Origin of the sequence: Paucibacter sp. PLA-PC-4 (assembly GCF_026241155.1) — a bacterium.
Lineage (GTDB): Bacteria > Pseudomonadota > Gammaproteobacteria > Burkholderiales > Burkholderiaceae_C > Roseateles_E.
Window position 1 is genome coordinate 40,608 of sequence record NZ_JAPFGP010000016.1, and the last position, 19,087, is coordinate 59,694.

The 19,087-nt window shown below is 66.1% G+C and carries 14 protein-coding genes and 1 pseudogene; 5 read left to right on the forward strand and 10 right to left on the reverse strand.

Annotated elements, in window-relative coordinates:
* The first annotated feature begins 168 nt into the window (after positions 1-168).
* The 4 genes from OOZ63_RS21960 (at position 169) to OOZ63_RS21975 (ending at position 6,753) form a co-directional block, all read left to right on the forward strand.
* Positions 169-1,662: a DEAD/DEAH box helicase gene (locus OOZ63_RS21960; RefSeq protein WP_266007758.1), complete on the forward strand. Its 1,494-nt coding sequence runs from the start codon at positions 169-171 to the stop codon at positions 1,660-1,662.
* A gap of 134 nt (positions 1,663-1,796) precedes the next feature.
* On the forward strand, positions 1,797-3,158 hold the full coding sequence (locus OOZ63_RS21965) for an MBL fold metallo-hydrolase RNA specificity domain-containing protein (RefSeq protein ID WP_416234770.1): 1,362 nt from the start codon (positions 1,797-1,799) through the stop codon (positions 3,156-3,158).
* Positions 3,159-3,189: 31 nt separating this feature from the next.
* Positions 3,190-5,097, forward strand: a complete 1,908-nt coding sequence (mnmC, locus tag OOZ63_RS21970; RefSeq protein WP_266007760.1) for an FAD-dependent 5-carboxymethylaminomethyl-2-thiouridine(34) oxidoreductase MnmC — start codon at positions 3,190-3,192, stop codon at positions 5,095-5,097.
* A 105-nt stretch (positions 5,098-5,202) separates the two neighbouring features.
* Positions 5,203-6,753, forward strand: a complete 1,551-nt coding sequence (locus OOZ63_RS21975) for a methyl-accepting chemotaxis protein (RefSeq protein ID WP_266007761.1) — start codon at positions 5,203-5,205, stop codon at positions 6,751-6,753.
* Here the strand turns inward: OOZ63_RS21975 and rpiA are convergent.
* The 4 genes from rpiA to OOZ63_RS21995 form a co-directional block, all read right to left on the reverse strand.
* Positions 6,743-7,408: a ribose-5-phosphate isomerase RpiA gene (gene rpiA, locus OOZ63_RS21980; RefSeq protein ID WP_266007762.1), complete on the reverse strand. Its 666-nt coding sequence runs from the start codon at positions 7,406-7,408 to the stop codon at positions 6,743-6,745. The two genes, OOZ63_RS21975 and rpiA, sit on opposite strands and share 11 nt — an antisense overlap.
* 35 nt (positions 7,409-7,443) lie before the next feature.
* Entirely contained in the window at positions 7,444-8,937 is a 1,494-nt protein-coding gene (locus OOZ63_RS21985) for a carotenoid oxygenase family protein (RefSeq protein ID WP_266007764.1), read from the reverse strand.
* A gap of 16 nt (positions 8,938-8,953) precedes the next feature.
* Positions 8,954-9,370 (reverse strand): DUF2141 domain-containing protein, encoded by a 417-nt coding sequence (locus OOZ63_RS21990; RefSeq protein WP_266007765.1) that lies wholly within the window; start codon positions 9,368-9,370, stop codon positions 8,954-8,956.
* Between the two features lie 129 nt (positions 9,371-9,499).
* Positions 9,500-10,621, reverse strand: coding sequence for a 3-deoxy-7-phosphoheptulonate synthase (locus OOZ63_RS21995; RefSeq protein WP_266007766.1), 1,122 nt, complete (start codon positions 10,619-10,621; stop codon positions 9,500-9,502).
* Positions 10,622-10,674: 53 nt separating this feature from the next.
* Here OOZ63_RS21995 and OOZ63_RS22000 point away from each other — a divergent pair, with 53 nt between their 5' ends.
* Complete coding sequence (locus tag OOZ63_RS22000; RefSeq protein ID WP_266007767.1) at positions 10,675-11,712, forward strand: quinone-dependent dihydroorotate dehydrogenase; 1,038 nt, start codon at positions 10,675-10,677, stop codon at positions 11,710-11,712.
* 65 nt (positions 11,713-11,777) lie between these two features.
* On the opposite strand, the pseudogene OOZ63_RS22005 reads toward OOZ63_RS22000, so the two are convergent.
* The 6 genes and pseudogenes from OOZ63_RS22005 to OOZ63_RS22030 form a co-directional block, all read right to left on the reverse strand.
* Positions 11,778-12,242 (reverse strand): annotated as a pseudogene (locus OOZ63_RS22005) (FxDxF family PEP-CTERM protein); the annotation flags it as partial.
* A gap of 249 nt (positions 12,243-12,491) precedes the next feature.
* Positions 12,492-14,819, reverse strand: coding sequence for a DNA topoisomerase IV subunit A (gene parC, locus OOZ63_RS22010; RefSeq protein ID WP_266007770.1), 2,328 nt, complete (start codon positions 14,817-14,819; stop codon positions 12,492-12,494).
* Entirely contained in the window at positions 14,816-15,463 is a 648-nt protein-coding gene (locus OOZ63_RS22015; protein ID WP_266007771.1) for a lytic transglycosylase domain-containing protein, read from the reverse strand. Before OOZ63_RS22015 ends, parC begins: the two co-directional genes overlap by 4 nt.
* Positions 15,460-15,990: a GNAT family N-acetyltransferase gene (locus tag OOZ63_RS22020; RefSeq protein ID WP_266007772.1), complete on the reverse strand. Its 531-nt coding sequence runs from the start codon at positions 15,988-15,990 to the stop codon at positions 15,460-15,462. The genes OOZ63_RS22015 and OOZ63_RS22020 overlap by 4 nt, the downstream gene beginning before the upstream one ends.
* On the reverse strand, positions 15,987-17,033 hold the full coding sequence (locus OOZ63_RS22025; RefSeq protein WP_266007773.1) for a histone deacetylase family protein: 1,047 nt from the start codon (positions 17,031-17,033) through the stop codon (positions 15,987-15,989). The genes OOZ63_RS22020 and OOZ63_RS22025 overlap by 4 nt, the downstream gene beginning before the upstream one ends.
* Positions 17,030-19,030, reverse strand: coding sequence for a DNA topoisomerase IV subunit B (locus OOZ63_RS22030; protein ID WP_266007774.1), 2,001 nt, complete (start codon positions 19,028-19,030; stop codon positions 17,030-17,032). The genes OOZ63_RS22025 and OOZ63_RS22030 overlap by 4 nt, the downstream gene beginning before the upstream one ends.
* Between the last annotated feature and the right edge of the window lie 57 nt (positions 19,031-19,087).

The following is a 19,087-nucleotide window of genomic DNA, read 5'->3' on the forward strand; positions in this document are numbered from 1 at the left end:
CCCGGCAGCCACCGGCCCGGCCGCTATAATCGTTGTCAACGCTGCGCATCACAGTCTTTGCGCGGCGTTATTTTTTTGAGCTCAAGCACGCTCCTTGCATGACCCGAAGACTGGCGCCCTCTCAAGGCGCGGTCATGCTCACAGGGCACCGTGCACACATTGCAGTCGATGACATTTGATTCCCTGGGCCTGGCCGCCCCCCTGTTGAAGGCCATTGCCGACGCCGGCTATACCTCCCCCACCCCGATCCAAGCGCAGGCCATTCCGGCCGTCCTCCAAGGCGGCGATCTGCTCGCCGGCGCCCAGACCGGCACCGGCAAAACCGCCGGCTTCACCCTGCCGCTGCTGCACCGTCTGTCGACGGGCGCGCCGGCCACCAACAAGCGCGGCAAACCGGCCATCCGTGCGCTGGTGCTGACCCCGACCCGCGAACTCGCGGCCCAGGTCGAGGAAAGCGTGCAGACCTATGGTAAATACCTACCACTGAAGAGCATGGTGATGTTCGGTGGCGTCGGGATGCAGCCGCAGATCAACCGCCTGCGCGACGGCGTCGACATCCTGGTGGCCACCCCCGGTCGGCTGCTCGACCACGCCCAGCAAGGCACGCTGGACCTCAGTCAGGTGCAAATCCTGGTCTTGGACGAAGCCGACCGTATGCTGGACATGGGCTTCGTCCATGACATCAAGAAAGTGCTGGCTCTGTTGCCAGCCAAGAAGCAGAGCCTGCTGTTCTCGGCCACCTTCAGCGACGACATCAAGAACCTCGCGGACCGACTGCTGAACCAGCCGGCCCTGATCGAGGTGGCACGCCGCAACCAGACCAATGAGTCGATTGCGCAGAAGGTCCACCCTGTGGGCCGCGAGCGTAAGAAGGAACTGCTGGCCCACCTGATCAAGCAGGGCGACTGGGACCAGGTTCTGGTCTTCACCCGCATGAAGCACGGCGCCAACCGCCTGACCGATTATCTGAACGACCAGGGCATCAGCGCGATGGCCATCCATGGCAACAAGAGCCAGGGTGCCCGTACCAAAGCCCTGGCCGAGTTCAAGACCGGTGATCTGCAGGTGCTCGTGGCCACCGATATCGCGGCGCGCGGCATCGACATCGACCAGCTGCCCCATGTGATCAATTTCGAGCTGCCCAACGTCCCCGAGGACTATGTGCACCGCATCGGCCGCACCGGCCGCGCCGGCGCCCAGGGCGAGGCGATCTCGCTGGTCTGTGTCGACGAGAACGGCTTTCTCAAGGAGATCGAGAAGCTAATCAAGCGCGAGATCCCTAAAGAGATCATCCCCGGCTTCGCTCCCGATCCGAGTGAGCGTCCCGAGCCTATCGTGCTGGGCCGCATGGTGCTCAACACCAATGGCAGCCGCTCCGGCGGGGGCGGTCGCGGCGCAAGCTCGCGCAGCGGCGGCGGCGCAGGTCGCTCGGCCCCTCGTGGTGGTGGCGGTCAGCGTGACGGTGCCCGCGAGGGCGCACCGCGCAGCGCAGCGCCGCGCGAGGGTGCACCGCGTGGCGCCGCCCCTCAAGGCCAACGCCCATCGGGTAACGGCGGTGGTGCTCGCCCCGGCGCGGCCAAGCCGGGCGGCTCGCGCCCCGCAAGTGGTGGTGGTGGCGGTCGCAACCCGGGCGGCGCACGCCTGACCCAGACCAAACGCTGATCCCAGGCTCCGGCCCAGCAAAGCCCGGCTCAAAATGCCGGGCTTTTTTTCGTCCCGACACTTGAGATGTATCAAGATGGCGCGGCCCTGCCGGTGCTGGAATCGTCCCGGACAGACCTAGATCGGGAGACATGATGAAGCTGACCTTCCTCGGCGCGGCCGACGCCGTCACCGGCTCACGCCATCTGCTCGACATCGGCGAGCAGCGCCTCTTGCTCGATTGCGGCCTGTTCCAAGGCTACAAGACCTTGCGCGAGCGCAACTGGGCGGGCTTTGGCGTCGCGCCGTACAGCATTGATGCGGTGCTGCTCTCGCATGCCCATCTGGACCACAGCGGCTATCTCCCGGCGCTGGTACGCCAGGGCTTCAAGGGCCAGATCTTCTCGACCGGCGCGACCCGCGATCTCTGCGAGGTGCTGCTACTCGACAGTGCCAAGTTGCAGGAAGAGGACGCGCGCCGCGCCAACCGCTTTCACACTTCGCGCCACGAGACCGCGCTCCCGCTGTACACCGCCGCCAACGCCAAAAAGGCGCTGGCTCACTTTGTCGGTCTGCCGCGCGACGGCAGGCTGCGCCTGGGCTCCGCCGAGATCCGCTTCACGCCGGTGGGCCATCTTCTGGGCGCCTCGGCCATCAGCGTCACGGCCGCCGGTCAGACCCTTGTGTTCTCAGGCGATTTGGGACGCAGCAACGATCTGCTGATGCCGCCGCCGCAGACCATCGAGCATGCCGATGTGCTGCTGGTGGAGTCGACGTATGGCAATCGCGTCCATCCGCCCGAGGATGTACAGGCCCGGCTGGCGCAGATCATCCGCAGCACACTCAAGCGCGGAGGCAGCGTGCTGCTGCCCAGCTTCGCGGTCGGCCGGGCGCAGGCCCTATTGCTGGTGCTGCAGCGCCTGCGCGCCGCCGGCGACCTGCCCCACGACATCCCCATTCTGCTGGACAGCCCGATGGCCACAATGGCCACCGACATCATCGTCAAGCACGCCAAGCTGCTGAGAATCAGCCTGCGCGAGGCGGCGCGTTTGTGTGAGGGCGTGAGTCTGATCGCCAAGCCGGCCGACTCGCTGAAGGCGGCTACCCGCGCCATCACACGGCCGGCCATCATCATCTCCGCCAGCGGCATGGCCACCGGCGGGCGCGTGCTGAACTATATCGAGACTCTGGCGCCGGGCGCGCGCCACCACATCGTCTTCCCCGGCTTCCAGGTCGGCGGCAGCCGCGGCGCCAAGATGGTGGGAGGCGCCCGCGAGATTAAGCTGCACGGCGCCTTCGTACCCGTCAATGCAGAGGTCAGCCATCTCGAAGGCTTCTCGGGCCACGCCGATGCCGAGGGGCTGATGGCCTGGCTGCGGGGCTTCAAGACAGCGCCGCAGCAGACCTTTGTCATGCATGGCGAGCCCGAGGCCAGCGACGCCTTGCGCAGCCGTATCCAGGACGAACTGGGCTGGCGGGTGCGCGTACCCCAGCATGGGGAGACGGTCACGCTTTGAGCCGGCGCTGGGGCATACTCGCGGCCCGCGCATGAAGACTCAGCCCATCATTCCCGCCCGCGTCGATTTCAGCGACGCTGCCGCCCCTGCCGCACCCGAATTCGGCGATATCTATCACGCCCGCGCGGGCGCCTTCGGCCAGGCCAGACATGTCTTCCTGAGCGGCAATGAGCTCCCGCGGCGCTGGGCCGGCCAGCCGCGCTTCGTGATCTTGGAAACCGGCTTCGGCCTGGGCAACAACTTCTTGGCCAGTTGGGCCGCCTGGCGGGATGATCCAGCGCGCTGCGAGCGGCTGTTCTTCATCAGCATCGAAAAGCACCCGCTGCGCCACGAAGACATGAGGCGCGCGCATGCCGCCAGCCCCGAGCCGGCCCTGGCCGCCGAGCTGCTGGCGGCCTGGCCGCCACTGACGCACAACCTGCACAGCCTGAGCTTCGAGGGGGGCCGGGTGCAACTGCTGCTGGCGCTAGGCGATGTACGCGACTGGCTCAAAACCCTGGTCGCCGAGGTCGATGCCATCTATCTGGACGGATTTGCCCCCGCGCTGAATCCGGCGATGTGGGACGGCTACACCCTGAAGCTACTGGCTCGCCTGGCCAAGCCCGGCGCCAGCGCCAGCACCTGGAGTACGGCGCCAGCAGTGATCGAAGGGCTGTCGGCCGCCGGCTTTGCGGTCGAGAAGCGACCCGGCTTTGCGAAAAAGGGCCGCATGAGCGTGGCCCGCTTCGCACCGCGCCACCTGCTGCAACGCCCGCCAGCGCGGCAGGCCCTGGCACCGGCGGCGCGCGAAGTATTGGTGATAGGCGCCGGGCTGGCCGGGGCCGCCTGCGCGTGGGCGCTGCGCCGCGAGGGCCTGAGTTGCACGGTGCTCGACAGCCACGCGGCCGTGGCCCAGGGCAGCTCGGGCAACCCGGGCGGCCTGTTCCACGGTACCTTGAACCCCGACGACGGCCTGCACGCCCGCTTCAACCGTGCTGCTGCGCTGGCCACCCGAAGCGCGCTGGCCGAGCTGCCAGCCCTGCCCTGGCTGCAACGCGGACTGCTGCGGCTGGAGGCCGAGCGCGACATCGAGCGCATGCGCGCTCAGATCGCACGCCTGGGACTGCCCGAAGACTATGTGCAGGCGCTCCACGCAGAGGCCGCCCAGGCGTTGGCCGGCGTCGCCCACGGCAGGCCGGCCTGGTTCTACCCCGGCGGCGGCGCGCTGCCGCCGGTCCACTATGTGCGGGCCCTGCTCGGGGACACCCCGCTGAGGCTAGGCCGGCGTATCGCCAGACTGCGTCCGGGAGGCGCAGGCTGGCAGGCGCTGGACAAGGACGGCATCTTGCTGGCCGAGGCGCCGGCCGTGGTGCTGGCCTGCGGTCATCTGAGCCCGCTCTTGCTGCAAGACTTGGCCCCCGATTTGGTACTGCCCTTGACATGCCAGCGCGGCCAGATCAGCCATCTAGCGCAGGCCAGGCCGCTGCCGGCCGTGCCGCTGGCTGGCTCCGGCTATGCCTTGGCCGACGGCGAAGGTGGCCTGTGGTGCGGCGCCACCAGCCAGGACGAGGACATGGACCCGGCGCTGCGCCCGGCCGACCAGCGACGCAATCTCGAACAATGGGCCGAACTGGCCCGTTTGCCCGCAGTGCCCGAAGCTACCCCACTCAGCGGCCGTGTCGGCTGGAGGCTGCTGGCCCCCGATCGGCTGCCGCTGGTAGGAGGGCTGCCGCTAGGCCCGCCCGGGCGCGAGGATCAGCCCCGCCTGCTGCCGCGCATGCCCGGCCTGCTGCTGTGCAGTGCGCTGGGATCGCGCGGCATCAGCTGGGCGGCTTTGTGCGGCGAGGTCGCGGCGGCGCAGCTGACGGGCGCGCCGCTGCCGCTGGAGGCCGATTTGCTGGATGCGATCGACCCGGCGCGCTTTCGCGTGCGCGAGTCAAGGCGCCGGCCCGGCCCGTAGATCGCTCGCCAGGCAAAAGTACTCTCAACTATGCGTAACTCGCGCCGATAACTAGGGGCGAAACGCGGCAACCGCCCGCGCACCCTGCCTATTCGGGAGACCTCTATGCTTAGCAGCCTGTTTGCTGGCCGTTCCATCGGCCAGCGCCTGACCGTGGTTTTGAGTCTGGTGCTGATGATTGCCTTTGCCGGCTCCGGCCTGGGCTTTTGGGCACTCAGCCGGGTGGCGGCCGAAACCAGCGATATGTACGAGAACTCCCTGGTCAGCGAACGCCTGGCCTCCGACTGGTACCGCAATATCACCAATGGCGTGAACCGCACCAGCGCAATCGCGATCAGCGCCGACCCCAGCCTGGCTGAGTTCTTCGCAGCCTCGGCCGCCGAGTCGACCAAGCAATCGACCGAGCTGCAGAAGGCTTTGGACAAGCAGATGACCTCGCCCACCGAGCGCAAACTGTTCGAGCAGCTCTCCGAGGCCCGCAAAGGCTATCTGAGCAGCCGCGATGGCGTCAGCGCCGCCAAGAAGGCCGGCGATGCCGACAAGGCCAAGCAGATCTTCGACAGCCAATTCCAGCCGGCTGCGGCCAAGTTCCAGGACGCGATCAAGGAGATCGTGCAGGAAGAACGTGCGCAGCTGGACGCCGCCGCCAAGCGGGTGGACGCGGCCAACAGCACGGCCCGCACCGGTCTGGTGGTGTTCGCGCTGTGTGCGCTGGCAATGGGTGCGGCGCTGGCCGTCTGGCTGACCCGCTCGATCACCGGCCCCTTGCGCGAGGCCGCCACGGTGGCCGACGCGATTGCGAACTTCGACCTGACCCGCCCGATCACGCCGCGCAGCAATGACGAAACCGGCCAACTCCTGCGCTCGCTGAAGACCATGCAGGAGGCTTTGCTGAAGCTGATCGGCGAGGTGCGCGGCTCGACCGACAGCATCTCGACCGCCAGCTCCCAGATCGCCGCCGGCAATCTGGACCTGTCGGCTCGCACCGAACAGACCGCATCAAATCTTCAAGAAGCCGCGGCCTCGATGATGCAGCTGACCGGTACGGTACGGCAGACGGCGGAGTCGGCCACCACAGCCAACCAGTTGGCACACTCGGCCGCTGAGGTGGCGCAGCGCGGCGGCACGGTGGTAGCTCAGGTGGTGTCGACGATGGACGACATCAACAACAGCTCGCGCCGCATCAGCGACATCATCGGCACGATCGACGGCATCGCCTTCCAGACCAATATCCTGGCGCTGAATGCGGCAGTAGAAGCGGCGCGTGCCGGCGAGCAGGGCCGAGGCTTCGCGGTCGTCGCCTCCGAGGTGCGCTCGCTGGCCCAGCGCTCGGCCAACGCGGCCAAGGAGATCAAAACACTGATCAGCGCCAGCGCCGAGCGTGTCGAGTCGGGAAGCAAGCTGGTGCGAGACGCCGGCACAACGATGGGCGATATCGTCTCCAGCGTGCAGCGGGTCTCCGACATCATCGGCGAGATCAGCGCTGCCTCGCGCGAGCAAAGTGACGGCATCAACCAGATCAATGCTGCGGTAACCCAGCTTGACCAAATGACGCAGCAGAACGCGGCTCTGGTCGAGGAAGCCGCGTCGGCTGCAGAAAGCCTCAAGGATCAGTCCGGTCGGCTGTCAACCGCGATAGGCGTATTCAGGCTTTGAAGTCCAGCGTCCGGACGCCCTCGGCCGTACCCAGCAAACAGACGCTGGCTCGGTTGCGGGCGAACACGCCGACCGTGACGACGCCGGGCCACTGGCTGACCTCGGCCTCTAAGGCCGCAGGCTCACGGATTTGCAGGCCGCGCACATCGAGGATGTGGCAGCCGTTGTCGGTGACGCAGCCGGCACGCAAATCGGCCTGGCCGCCCATCGCGGTGAAGCGGCGCGCGACCTGGGCTGCGGCCATCGGGATCACCTCGACCGGCAAAGGGAAGCCACCGAGCACCGGCACCAGCTTGCTTTCGTCGGCAATGCAGACAAAGCGCTCGGCCAAGTCGGCGACGATCTTCTCGCGAGTCAGCGCGGCACCGCCGCCCTTGATCATGTTCCCGGCCGGATCGATCTCGTCGGCGCCGTCGATATAGACCGGCAGGCTGCTCACCTCAGCCGCCTCCAGGATCTTGATGCCCAGCGCGCGCATTCGCTCGGTGCTGCGCTGCGAGCTCGACACGGCGCCGGCAATGGCCATGCCGCTGGCGGCCAGCGCATCGATGAATTTGTCCACCGTCGAGCCGGTGCCAACACCGACGATGCTGCCGGGCGTCACATAGTTCAGGGCCGCTTGGCCCACCAGGGTTTTGAGTTCGTCTTGTGTCATTGCGGCGCTGCCCGGCAGAGAAAGACCGGATTATCTCAAGAGGCGTAGAAACGGCCGTGAAAGCCGTAAGGCAGCCAATGAGGCAACCAGACCCGCGCCAGCGGCCCGCTGGCGAGCGCCTGGGCGTCAAAGATGCTGGCAAAGCTCTGCTGCCTGCCCGTGTCGTAGCCCATGCCCAGCAACCAGCCCTCGCCTTCTTTGCTGCTGCCCGGCTTTGGCACCAGCACATGCTCCTCGATTACGGTCTCTGGGCCGAAGACGAAGCGCTCGCGCCGGCCGCTGTCCAGGTCCAGGCCCATCAGGCCATTGAAACCCCAGCGCTGACCCAGATCCACCGCCGTCGGGTACCAGATCTTGCTGTAGCGCTGCGCCACGACACGCGGATCGACCACCGGGAACTCCACCGCCTCGTCGCGCGACTGCAGCTCGATCCGCCCGCCCGTATCACCAGCCAGCGTGATGCGCATGAAGCGCGGCGTTGAATGGCGCGGCGGCGGGCGCTGGCCGCGCATCTGCCGCTGCATATCGGCATTGATCTCTGGCAACGGCGCGCCCTGCACAAAGTCGAGATGGATCTGGCCATCGGCATCCCAGGCATTGCCGAAGTGGAAGACGAAGGCCGCCGTCATCTCCAGAACCCGGCGCTGGCTCAGATCGGTCTTGTCGATGATCAGTACCCGTGTCGGCTGGTCGCCCTGCCAGCGCATCGCGTCCAGCAGGCTGCCGCCCGAGCGCAGGGCCTGCAGATCCATTTGCACCGGCGGCAGCAGAAAGACCAGATAGCGCTGTGAAACCGCGAAGTCATGCACCATCGCCGAGGCGGGCACCGGGAACACCGCGCTCTTGAGCAGCGCTCCGGCGGGCGAGATCTGGTAGATCACCATGCGGCCATGGGCGGTGCCGAAGTTCCAGCTCGTCCCGTCCATCTCCTGCTTGGGATGGGCCGAGAACGGCATGCCGGTCAGCTCGGGAGACCAGGCGCGCAGGCCCCGGGTTTCCAGGCTTTGCGGGTCGAGCTCATAGGCGCTGCCGCCCTCCCACAGCGCGTACAGCCGGCCCGCCTGGCGCAGCACGCTGGTATTGGCCACATTCATGTTGTCTGGCCCGTGTATCGGCATGCGCGGCGGGATGGCCGTGCCAAGGGCCGGCACGAGAAAGCGCCGCTCGCGCGCCTCGGCCTTGAACTTGGTGGTCTGCACAAAGCGCGCGCTGTGGCTGACCCGGCCGTCCTCGAAGCGCCAGGCCTGCACCAGGCCGTCGCCGTCGAACCAGTGGCGGTAGCGCTCGCCGCCGCGCACCATCAGGCCCGGGCCGTTGCGGTAGTAAATGCCGCGCAGGCCGGCCGGAATACGGCCTTCGATCCGCGGCGCGCCGCCCTGCGGCACCTCGCCTGACAAACCCGCAAAGGGCCGCAACTCGGGGGCCGCCTTGGCGTCGAAGTCAGCCGGCACACCCAGAGCCAGAGCCTCCTGGGCTGAGCTGCCCAGCATGGTCGCCAAGCCGGCAGCAAGGAAATCACGTCGTTGCATGGTCACGTCTCCCGCCTCAGTTCAGCTTGATCGTCAGGCGGGCGCCTTCGCCCTTGAGCTCAAAGGCGGCCTGCTCAAAGCGTGGCGGACCGAACTGGCCGACCGCGTTGTTGGAGAAAGCGGTCGGCTCCTGCGGCATGCCCATCGCGTTCATGTCCAGACGGCCGTTGCCATTCAGGTCGTGGATGACGCTCACGCCCACCATGCCCTCGGGCACGCTCTTCAGCAGGATGCGCAGCGCCCCTGCCTGCTGGGTCGAGGCGTCCTGCCGGCTCGCGGCAATCGGCCGGCGCAGCCAGCCATCAGCGCCAAACACGGCCACCAGCAGCTGGCCAGTGCCGGCACTCAGGCCCTGCACATCAAGCTCCAGCTCGGCCGCCTGGGTGCAATGGCTGCTCAGAGCCAGCAGGAGAATCAGAAAGGTGGATTTCATGCGCGTCCTCGGGGTTCGACTTGGGATGAGCGAACTCTAGGGACGGGGCATTGTGGCGCCCAGCAACAAGCGATAAAGCGCCGTGACCGGTCGCGAAACGACCGGCCACGGCGCCAAATGCGGCTAGGCTCAGCCGCGGCGCTGGCGCACGGCCGCGGCCAGCTCGCGCAGCAGCGGTTCGGTCTGGCTCCAGCCCAGGCAGGCATCGGTGATCGAGACGCCCGGCTTCAAATCGGCCTTGGTCTGGCCCGGGGCCAGATCTTGCCGGCCCGGCTGCAAATGGCTCTCGACCATCACGCCGGTGATGCGCTTGTCGCCGCCGGCCATCTGGGCCGCCACATCACGGCCGACCTCAATCTGGCGCTCGTACTTCTTGCTGCTGTTGGCATGCGAGAAATCGATCATCACCTGCTCGCGAAGGCCTGAGGCCTGGAGCGCCGCGCAAGCGGCGGCCACCGAGGCGGCGTCGTAGTTGGGCGCCTTGCCGCCGCGCAGGATGATGTGGCAGTCCTCGTTGCCGCGGGTCTCGAAGATCGCGGCCGCCCCCATCTTGGTCATGCCCATGAAGGCGTGGCTGGCGCTGGCTGCCAGTACCGCGTCGGAGGCGACCTTGATGCCGCCGTCGGTGCCGTTCTTGAAGCCGACCGGGCAGGACAGGCCCGAGGCCAGCTGGCGGTGGCTCTGGCTCTCGGTGGTACGGGCACCGATCGCGCCCCAGGCGATCAGGTCGGAGATGTACTGCGGCGACAACAGATCCAGGAACTCGGTGCCGGCCGGCAGGCCCAGGGCCGTGACGTCCAGCAACAGCTGGCGCGCCAGACGCAAGCCTTCGTTCATATGGAAGCTGCCGTCCAGGCGCGGATCGTTGATATAGCCCTTCCAGCCCACCGTGGTGCGCGGCTTCTCGAAGTAGACCCGCATCACGATCAGCAAATCCTGCTGCAGCTCGTCGCGGGTCTTTTTCAGCAGGCGGGCATAGTCCATCGCCTGATCATGGTCGTGGATTGAGCAGGGACCAACAACCACCAGCAGGCGGTCATCGCGGCCATGCAACACATCGCCAATTTCTTGGCGGGCACGCTCGACCAGCTCCAGCGAGGCATCGGGCAGTGGCAGCTCATCCAGCAGCAGGGCTGGCGAGATCAGCGGGCGGACAGCGCCGATACGGGTGTCATCGGTGCGGGTGGTATCGCGGGTTGCATCGCGCGAACCGACTTCGCGGTCATGTTGGGGGTCATCGAGCGGCTTCATCGCAGTCTCCTTCTGGGCCCGGATTATCGGTGGGCCGATGCGACAATCCGGCCATGTCATTGATGCCTTATGCCCTCACCCGCCCTTTTTTGTTCGGCTTGGATCCCGAACATGCCCATGAACTGACGCTAGGCTCTATCGCCCGCCTGCAAAACACCCCGGCGCAATGCCTGTGGGCCCAGCGCCGCATCAGCGATCCGGTCAGCGTCGCCGGGCTCAACTTCCCCAATCGCATCGGCCTGGCCGCCGGCCTGGACAAGAACGGCCGCTGCATCGACGGCTTGGGCGCCATGGGCTTCGGCTTCATCGAGGTTGGCACGGTAACGCCCAAGGGGCAGCCGGGCAACGACAAGCCGCGCATGTTCCGCCTACCTGAGGCCGAGGCGTTGATCAACCGCCTGGGATTCAACAACGAGGGCCTAGACAGCTTCATCGCCAATGTGCAACGCGCGCACAGTTTCCGCGCGGCCGGTGGTCTGGTGGGGCTGAACATCGGCAAGAACGCCGCGACGCCCATCGAACAGGCGGCCGACGACTATCTGCTGGGTCTGGAGGGCGTGTTCCCCCATGCCGACTACATCACGGTCAATATTTCGAGCCCCAACACCAAGAATCTGCGTGCACTGCAGAGTGACGAGGCGCTGGACGCCCTGCTCTCCCGGCTCCAACAGCGCAAGCTGCAGATGGAGCAAAGCAGCGGCCGGCGCGTGCCGATGTTCGTCAAGATCGCGCCGGACCTGGAGGAAGATCAAGTGGCGGTGATTGCCCAGACCTTGAAGGTCAACGGCATCGACGGCGTGATCGCCACCAACACGACGATTGCGCGCGACGCGATCAAGGGACTGCAGCATGCCCAGGAGATGGGCGGCCTGTCGGGTCGGCCGGTGTTCGAGGCCAGCAACCGGGTGATACGCCTGCTGCGCGCGGCGCTGGGTTCGGGATACCCCATCATCGGCGTCGGCGGCGTGCTCAGCGGCGCCGATGCGCGCGCCAAGCTGCAGGCCGGGGCAGATCTGGTACAGCTCTACACCGGCCTGATCTACAAGGGCCCGGCTCTGGTGACGGACTGTGCCCGGGCCTGCGCCCTCTGAACCCTTGACAAGTTCAGCATAAAAAAAGCGGACCGAGGTCCGCTTTTTCATTTCAGCCGGAGGGCTCAGCTCGTCTTGCGACGGCGTGCAACGAAGCCGACCACGCCGAGACCGGCCAGCATCAGCGCATAGGTCTCGGGCTCGGGCACCGGCACGGCGGCGGCGGCCGAGTTGATCGAGTAAGCACCGGCCGCGGTGGCCAAAGCGAACACAGCGTAGTAATAATTACCAGCACTCAGGGTCACTTCATTGACGGTCGGGGCGCCACCAAAGGTCCAGGCAGCAACGCCGGCGTCGTCAGCAGTACCGACCAGACCGTCACCGCCCAGGCTGAACAGGCTGTAAGTCGCGGGAGCGAACGTGCCGAAAGCGCTGACGCTGCTGGCCACCGTGGAAGTCTCTGCCAGCGAGAAGCTGAAGGTGTCATACACAAAGCCACCGGCAGTTCCAGCCAAAGCGCTTTCCAGCAAGGCATGCGAGCCCCAATCAAAAGACGCGGCTTGAGCACCAACACCACTCAAGGCCAGAGCCGCCGCAGCGACTAGAGGTTTCAACTTCATAAAAAAACTCCCAGGTTGAACAAACGAGCACAAAGAACTCATGACTTATTGTGCACTGCAGCGCAACTCCTGTTCTACCCCCCGCGTCCCTTGTGTTAGGGGCTAAGCCCTTGTTTCTTGTACCTTTTTGTAAGTGCCTCCCGATCTAGGGGAGCGCTTGTAAGCCAAGGTTGCCAAAGCAAAAACATCGGCATGCACCATTTCGGTACTGCCCGCACGTCAAGCAGGCAGAACGCGCGCCACTTTCTGCAAACCCTCTACCGCCTTGCCCTTTCGAGCCCTCTTGCCGGAATACTGAGCAAGATTTGTGCCTTTGAGCAGCTCTTCCTTGGGCTTACCGCCGCGCCCGCTGCCCAGCACCTGCAAGGCCTGGGTGAACGCGGCCACGCTCAGCAGCGCATCCTTGGGCTCCAGATCCATCAGGGTCAAGCCGCGCCCGCCCTTGGGCTGGTGTTTCAGCTCGTCCAGCGGATAAGTCAGCAGGCGGCCGTTCAGCGACAGGCAAGCGAGTTGCGCGCCCAGCACTTCACCGGCCGGCAAAGCGGCCGGCGGCAGCGGCTTCTCCTCACCCTCCAGGCTTAAGAAGGTTTTGCCGGCTTTTTGCCGGCCGATCAGGTCGCCCACCTGGGCGATCAGGCCGAAGCCGCCGGTGCCGGCCAACACCAGGCGCTGCTGGGTGTTGGCGGCGTAGTAGTGAGCGATCTGCGTGCCGCTCTCCAGCTCGATCAGGGTCGTGATCGGCTGGCCGTCACCGCGCCCGCCGGGCAGCACCGCCACTGGGACCGAATAGACCCGGCCATTGCTACCGAACACGATCAGCGGATCGACGCTGCGGCAGGGGAAGGTGCCGTACAAGGTATCACCGGACTTGAAGGCCAGCGTCGCCGAATCAACCTCATGACCCTTGAGCGCGCGCACCCAGCCCTTCATACTGACGACCACGGTGACCGGCTCGTCCACCACCTTGATTTCGGCCACCGCACGCTTTTCCTCCTGGATCAGCGTGCGGCGCTCGTCGCCGTATTGCTTGGCGTCGGCCTCGATCTCCTTGATCACCGTGCGCTTGAGCACGCCGGGGTTGGCCAGGATGTCATCAAGCTTGGCCTGTTCATCCCTCAGGCTCTTGAGCTCCTGCTCGATCTTGATTGCCTCCAGCCGCGCCAGTTGGCGCAGGCGGATTTCCAGGATGTCCTCGGCCTGGCGGTCGCTCAGGCGAAAACGCTCGATCAGCGCCGGCTTGGGCTCATCGGCATTGCGGATGATGCGTATCACCTCGTCGATGTTCAGCAGCACCAGTTGCCGGCCTTCCAGCACATGGATGCGGTCCAGCACTTTGGCCAAACGATGCTGGGTGCGGCGCTGCACCGTGGCCTGGCGGTAGCCCAGCCACTCCAGCAAGATCTGGCGCAGGCTTTTCTGCGTCGGCCGGCCGTCGGCGCCTATCATCGTCAGATTGATAGAGGCCGAGGTCTCCAGACTGGTGTGGGCCAGCAGGGTCGTGATCAGCTCCTGCTGCTCGACCGTGCGGCTCTTGGGCTCGAACACCAGGCGCACCGCCGCGTCCTTGCTGGACTCGTCGCGCACGCAGTCCAGCACCGCCAGCACGCTGGCCTTGAGCTGCAGCTGTTCCTGGCTCAGCGCCTTCTTGCCGGCCTTGACCTTCGGGTTGGTCAGCTCCTCAATCTCCTCCAGCACCTTCTGCGAGCTGGTGCCATGCGGCAGCTCGGTGACGACCAGTTGCCATTGGCCGCGCGCCAGGTCCTCGACCTTCCACCGCGCGCGCAGTTTCAGGCTGCCGCGGCCACTCAGGTAGGCCGAGCGGATGTCCTCGGCCGCGCTGATCAGCTGGCCGCCGCCGGGATAGTCGGGGCCAGGGAGCAGGCCGAACAACTCATCGTCGCTCAGTTTGTCGTTCCTCAGCAGCGCTACTGCGGCGGCGGCCACCTCACGCAGATTGTGGCTAGGCACCTCGGTGGCCAGGCCCACGGCAATGCCTGAGGCGCCGTTAAGCAGCACGAAAGGCAGGCGTGCCGGCAACTGGGTCGGCTCCTGTGTCGAGCCGTCGTAATTGGGCGCGAAGTCGACCGTGCCCTCGTCGATCTCGTCGAGCAGCAGTCGCGAAATGGGCGCGAGGCGGGCTTCGGTGTAGCGCATCGCCGCCGCGCCGTCGCCGTCACGGCTACCAAAGTTGCCCTGGCCATCAATCAACGGGTAGCGCTGGCTGAAGTCCTGGGCCATTCGAACCAGTGCGTCGTAGACCGACTGATCGCCATGGGGGTGGAATCGGCCCAACACATCGCCGACCACGCGTGCGCCCTTAACGGGCTTGGCGCCGGTTGTACCACTGAAGGACAGGCCCATACGGTCCATCGAGTACAGGATGCGGCGCTGCACCGGCTTCTGGCCATCGCACACATCGGGAAGGGCCCGGCCCTTGACGACCGACAGCGCGTATTCGAGATAGGCCTGCTGGGCATAGTGCGCGAGGGTCAGCGCCTCGTTGCCATCCTCGGCGGGCGGGGTGAAATCAATCGTGGTCTGGGTCATTTTGGACTGCTGTGAATTCGAAGGTGCTGGGCCTGGGCCGGCAGGCTGCGTTGCAGCAGGGCCCAGTAAAGTTCCAGCACCAGATGGACATGAGCCTGGGTCTCAGCGAACGGCGGCATGCCGCCGCCATGGCGGCGCACCGCGCCTTCACCGGCATTCCAGGCCGCCAGGGCCACATCGATACGCCCGAAGCGTTGAATCAGGCCGGCCAGCTTGTGTGCGCCGGTCAGCACATTGGCACGGGGATCGAGCAGGCGCTGGGTCTGCTCGGCAGGAGCGATGATTTGCATGAGGCCAACCGCGCCGCGCGGCGATACCGCGTCATGCCGGAAGCCGGACTCGACCGCGATCACCGCCTTCAGGAGCTCCATATCGACACCGTGACGCGCCGCTGCCTCGCGCAAGAAGGGCTGCACCGCCTTGACCTCGGACGCGAACTCCAGCCAGGTCAAGAGGGCTTGGCTGCCATCGAGCTTGCCGGGCACACGGCGATCGGGCTCGGCGGCGCCGAGCACGAGGCCGTAGTTGCTGTTCAGCGGCCGATTGGCCAGATGGGCAACGCCGGCGCCGTCGACATAGCCCCACAGCTCGGCCTGCGCGTGGCCGCTGAGCAAGAGCAGGCAAGTCATCGCGAGGCGTCTCACGCGCCCTCCTCGCCCAAGGCGATGCGGGCCTGGTACTCGCGGTCCAGCATGGACATCACGATCAGGCTGTCGTAGCCATCGGCGCCGACACTGACTCGCACGCTCTCGCGCAAGCGCCCTTCCTCGACAAAACCCTCGCTCTGGTAGAGCGCGTAGGCACGGGTGTTCAGTGCCTTCACATCTAGCCAGAAGCGATGTGCCTGCAGCTGACTGAAGGCCAGCTTCTTCAGCTGGCGAACGCAGGCGCGGCCCAGGCCCAGGCCTTTGGGGCCCAGCACGATGCGCTTGAGCTCGACCGAGCGATGCGGGTTGCGACAGCCCTGCAGAATCACGAAACCGGCACGCTCGGCCGAATCACCGAACTCGACGATGAAGTGACGTGAGTCCGGGAAGCGGATTGCGCCCTCGTGCTGGGTGCGTTCCCAGGGCGTGATGAAGGGCAGATTGGCGGCGTCTTGCTCGACCGTGACGACATAGTCCAGATCGGACAGCATGGTCGGGCGCAGGCTGACGCGGGGAATGCTCATCCCTGCTGGCCCTCAATGTTGTCAAAGCCCTGCAAAACCGCCACCACATTCAGGCCTATCGCCTCGGTGGCATAACCGCCCTCCTGCAGCAGCAAGGTCGGCCATCCCTGGGCGGCCAGCAGTTGACCCATGCGATTGAACTCGCGCCGGTCAAGCTTGAAGTGCGAGATCGGGTCGCCGCCATAGGTGTCGACGCCCAGCGAGACGATCAGCAGCTCGGGTGCATAGGCGCGCAGCCGCGCCAGCGCGGCATCGAGCGCGGCGAACCACTCGTCGTTGCTGGCGCCCGCTGGTAGCGGGTAGTTGGCATTGCAGCCCGCACCCGCACCGACGCCGCGCTCGTCTGCATGGCCGAGAAAGAAGGGGTACTCGGTCTGCGGATCGCCATGGATGCTTGCGTAGAACACATCCCCGCGTTCGTAGAAAATCGCCTGCGTGCCATTGCCATGGTGATAGTCCACATCGAGGATGGCCACGCGCGCCAAGCCGCGATCCAACGCCGCCTGGGCCGCCACCGCCGCGTTATTGACAAAGCAGTAGCCACCGAAGAAGTCGGCGCCGGCATGGTGGCCGGGCGGGCGGGTCAGCACATAGGCCGCGCGCTCACCGGCCAGCACCAGGTCCAGGCCGCTCAGGCCGGCCTGCGCGCCCCAGTAGGCGGCCTGCCAGGAACCTGAAGTCAGCGGCGTGCCGCTGTCCATCGAGTACAGCCCCATGCGGGCGGCAAAGCTCTTGGGCTCGACATCCGAGCGCAGGCTGCGCACCGGCCAGACGGCCGGAAAGGCATCGCCCTGGCCGCCCAGGGCGAGCCACTCGGCATGCGCGCCCTGTACAAAACGCAGATAAGCGGACGCATGCACCCGCTCCAGCGGCGCCAGCCCGTGATCAGTTGGCGCCAACACCTCGCCCAGCGCCGCGTCCTTCAGCGCCTTCAGCACGTAGTCAGCACGGGCCGGAATCTCGAAGGCCGGCACCAGTTGGCCACGAAAGAACTCGTGCGTGGCCGCATGCAGACCGTGCCTGTCGTTGTAGACCGTCTTCATACGTCCACCTCGATCGAGTCACCATGAATTTCCATCAGCTCACGGCGCGAGGCGGCCTCGCCCTTGCCCATCAGCTTGTTAAAAGCCTCCTCGGTCTGGCCCAGGTCCAGCTCGCCATAGCGCACTGGCGCCAGGCGCCGGGTCTCGGGATTCAACGTCGTGTCCCAGAGCTGCTCGGCGCTCATCTCGCCCAGGCCTTTGAAGCGGCTGATGCTCCAGGAGCCCTCGCGCGCGCCTTCCTTGCGCAGCTTGTCAAGGGTCGCTGTCAGCTCGCCCTCGTCCAGCGCATAGATCTTCGCGGCCGGCTTCTTGCCGCGGGCCGGCGCGTCGACGCGGTACAGCGGCGGGCGCGCTATGCAGACATGGCCAGCCTCAACCAGGCGCGGGAAGTGGCGGAAGAACAGGGTCAGCAGCAGCACCTGGATGTGCGAGCCGTCGACATCGGCGTCCGACAGGATGCAGACCTTGCCGTAGCGCAGGCCGCTGAGGTCTGCGACGTCGTTCTTGCCATGAGGATCGACACCAAGCGCCACCGAGATGTCGTGGATCTCGTTGTTGGCAAACAGGCGGTCGCGCTCGACCTCCCAGGAATTCAAGACCTTGCCGCGCAGCGGCAGGATGGCCTGGGTTTCCTTGTCGCGGCCCATCTTCGCGCTGCCACCGGCCGAGTCGCCCTCTACCAAAAAGATCTCGTTGTGCAAGATGTCGCGGCTCTCGCAGTCGGTCAGCTTGCCGGGCAGCACGGCCACGCCCGAACCCTTGCGCTTCTCGACCTTCTGGCTGGCGCGCTGGCGGGTCTGCGCCTGCTTGATGACCAGCTCGGCCAGCTTCTTGCCGTAGTCCACATGCTGGTTCAGCCACAGCTCCAGCGCCGGCTTAACATAGGTGGAGACCAGCCGCAGCGCGTCGCGTGAGTTCAGCCGCTCCTTGGTCTGGCCCTGGAACTGCGGGTCCAGCACCTTGGCCGACAGCACAAAGGAGGCGCGCGAAAAGACATCGTCGGGCATCAGCTTGACGCCTTTGGGGAGCAAGGAGTGCATCTCGATGAAGCCCTTGATCGCACCGAACAAGCCGTCCTTGAGCCCCGACTCGTGCGTGCCGCCAGCCACCGTCGGGATCAGGTTCACATAGCTTTCTCGCATGACCTGGCCCTCCTCAGTGAAGGCCACGCACCAGCTGGCGCCCTCGCCCTCGGCGAAATTCTCGGTCTCAGCCTTGCTCGCGTACTGCTCGCCCTCAAACAGCGGGATCAGCGGGTCGGCATTGAGCGTTTGCATCAAATAGTCGCGCAGCCCACCCTTATAAGCCCAGGTCTGGATCTCGCCGCTTTTCTCGTGCTTCAAGGTCACCGTGACGCCTGGCATCAGCACCGCCTTGGAGCGCAGCAGATGCACCAGCTCGCCCTTGGGCAGATCTGACGCTTCGAAGTACTTGGCATCGGGCCAAACCCGCACCGTCGTACCTTGCTTGCGATCGCCTGAGACCATCGCTCGCACCGCCACGGGCTCGACCACATCGCCGGCCTCGAAGGCCAGCGTCGCGACCTGTTTATCGCGCCAAACGGTCACCTCCAGGCGCTTGGCCAGCGCATTGGTGACCGAGACGCCGACGCCGTGCAGGCCGCCCGAGAAGCTGTAGGCGCCGCCCGAGCCCTTGTCGAATTTGCCGCCGGCGTGCAGCCGCGTGAACACAATCTCGACCACCGGCACCCCTTCCTCGGGGTGCAGGCCGAAGGGGATACCACGGCCATCGTCGGCGATGGAGACAGAGCCGTCGAGATGCTGGATCAGGTCGATGCGCTTGCCGAAGCCGGCCAGGGCCTCGTCAGCCGCGTTGTCGATGACTTCCTGGATGCAGTGCAGCGGGTTGTCGGTGCGGGTATACATGCCCGGACGCTGCTTGACGGGCTCCAGGCCCTTGAGCACGCGGATGGAGGCCTCGCCATATGAGCCCGGGGAACTGCCGGGGGTAGTGCTTGAATTTGCTTTGGTCGCCATGGGGCGCGATTCTAGGACCCGGCCCGAGCAGGGTCGTCCAGCTTTGGCTACAGTGCG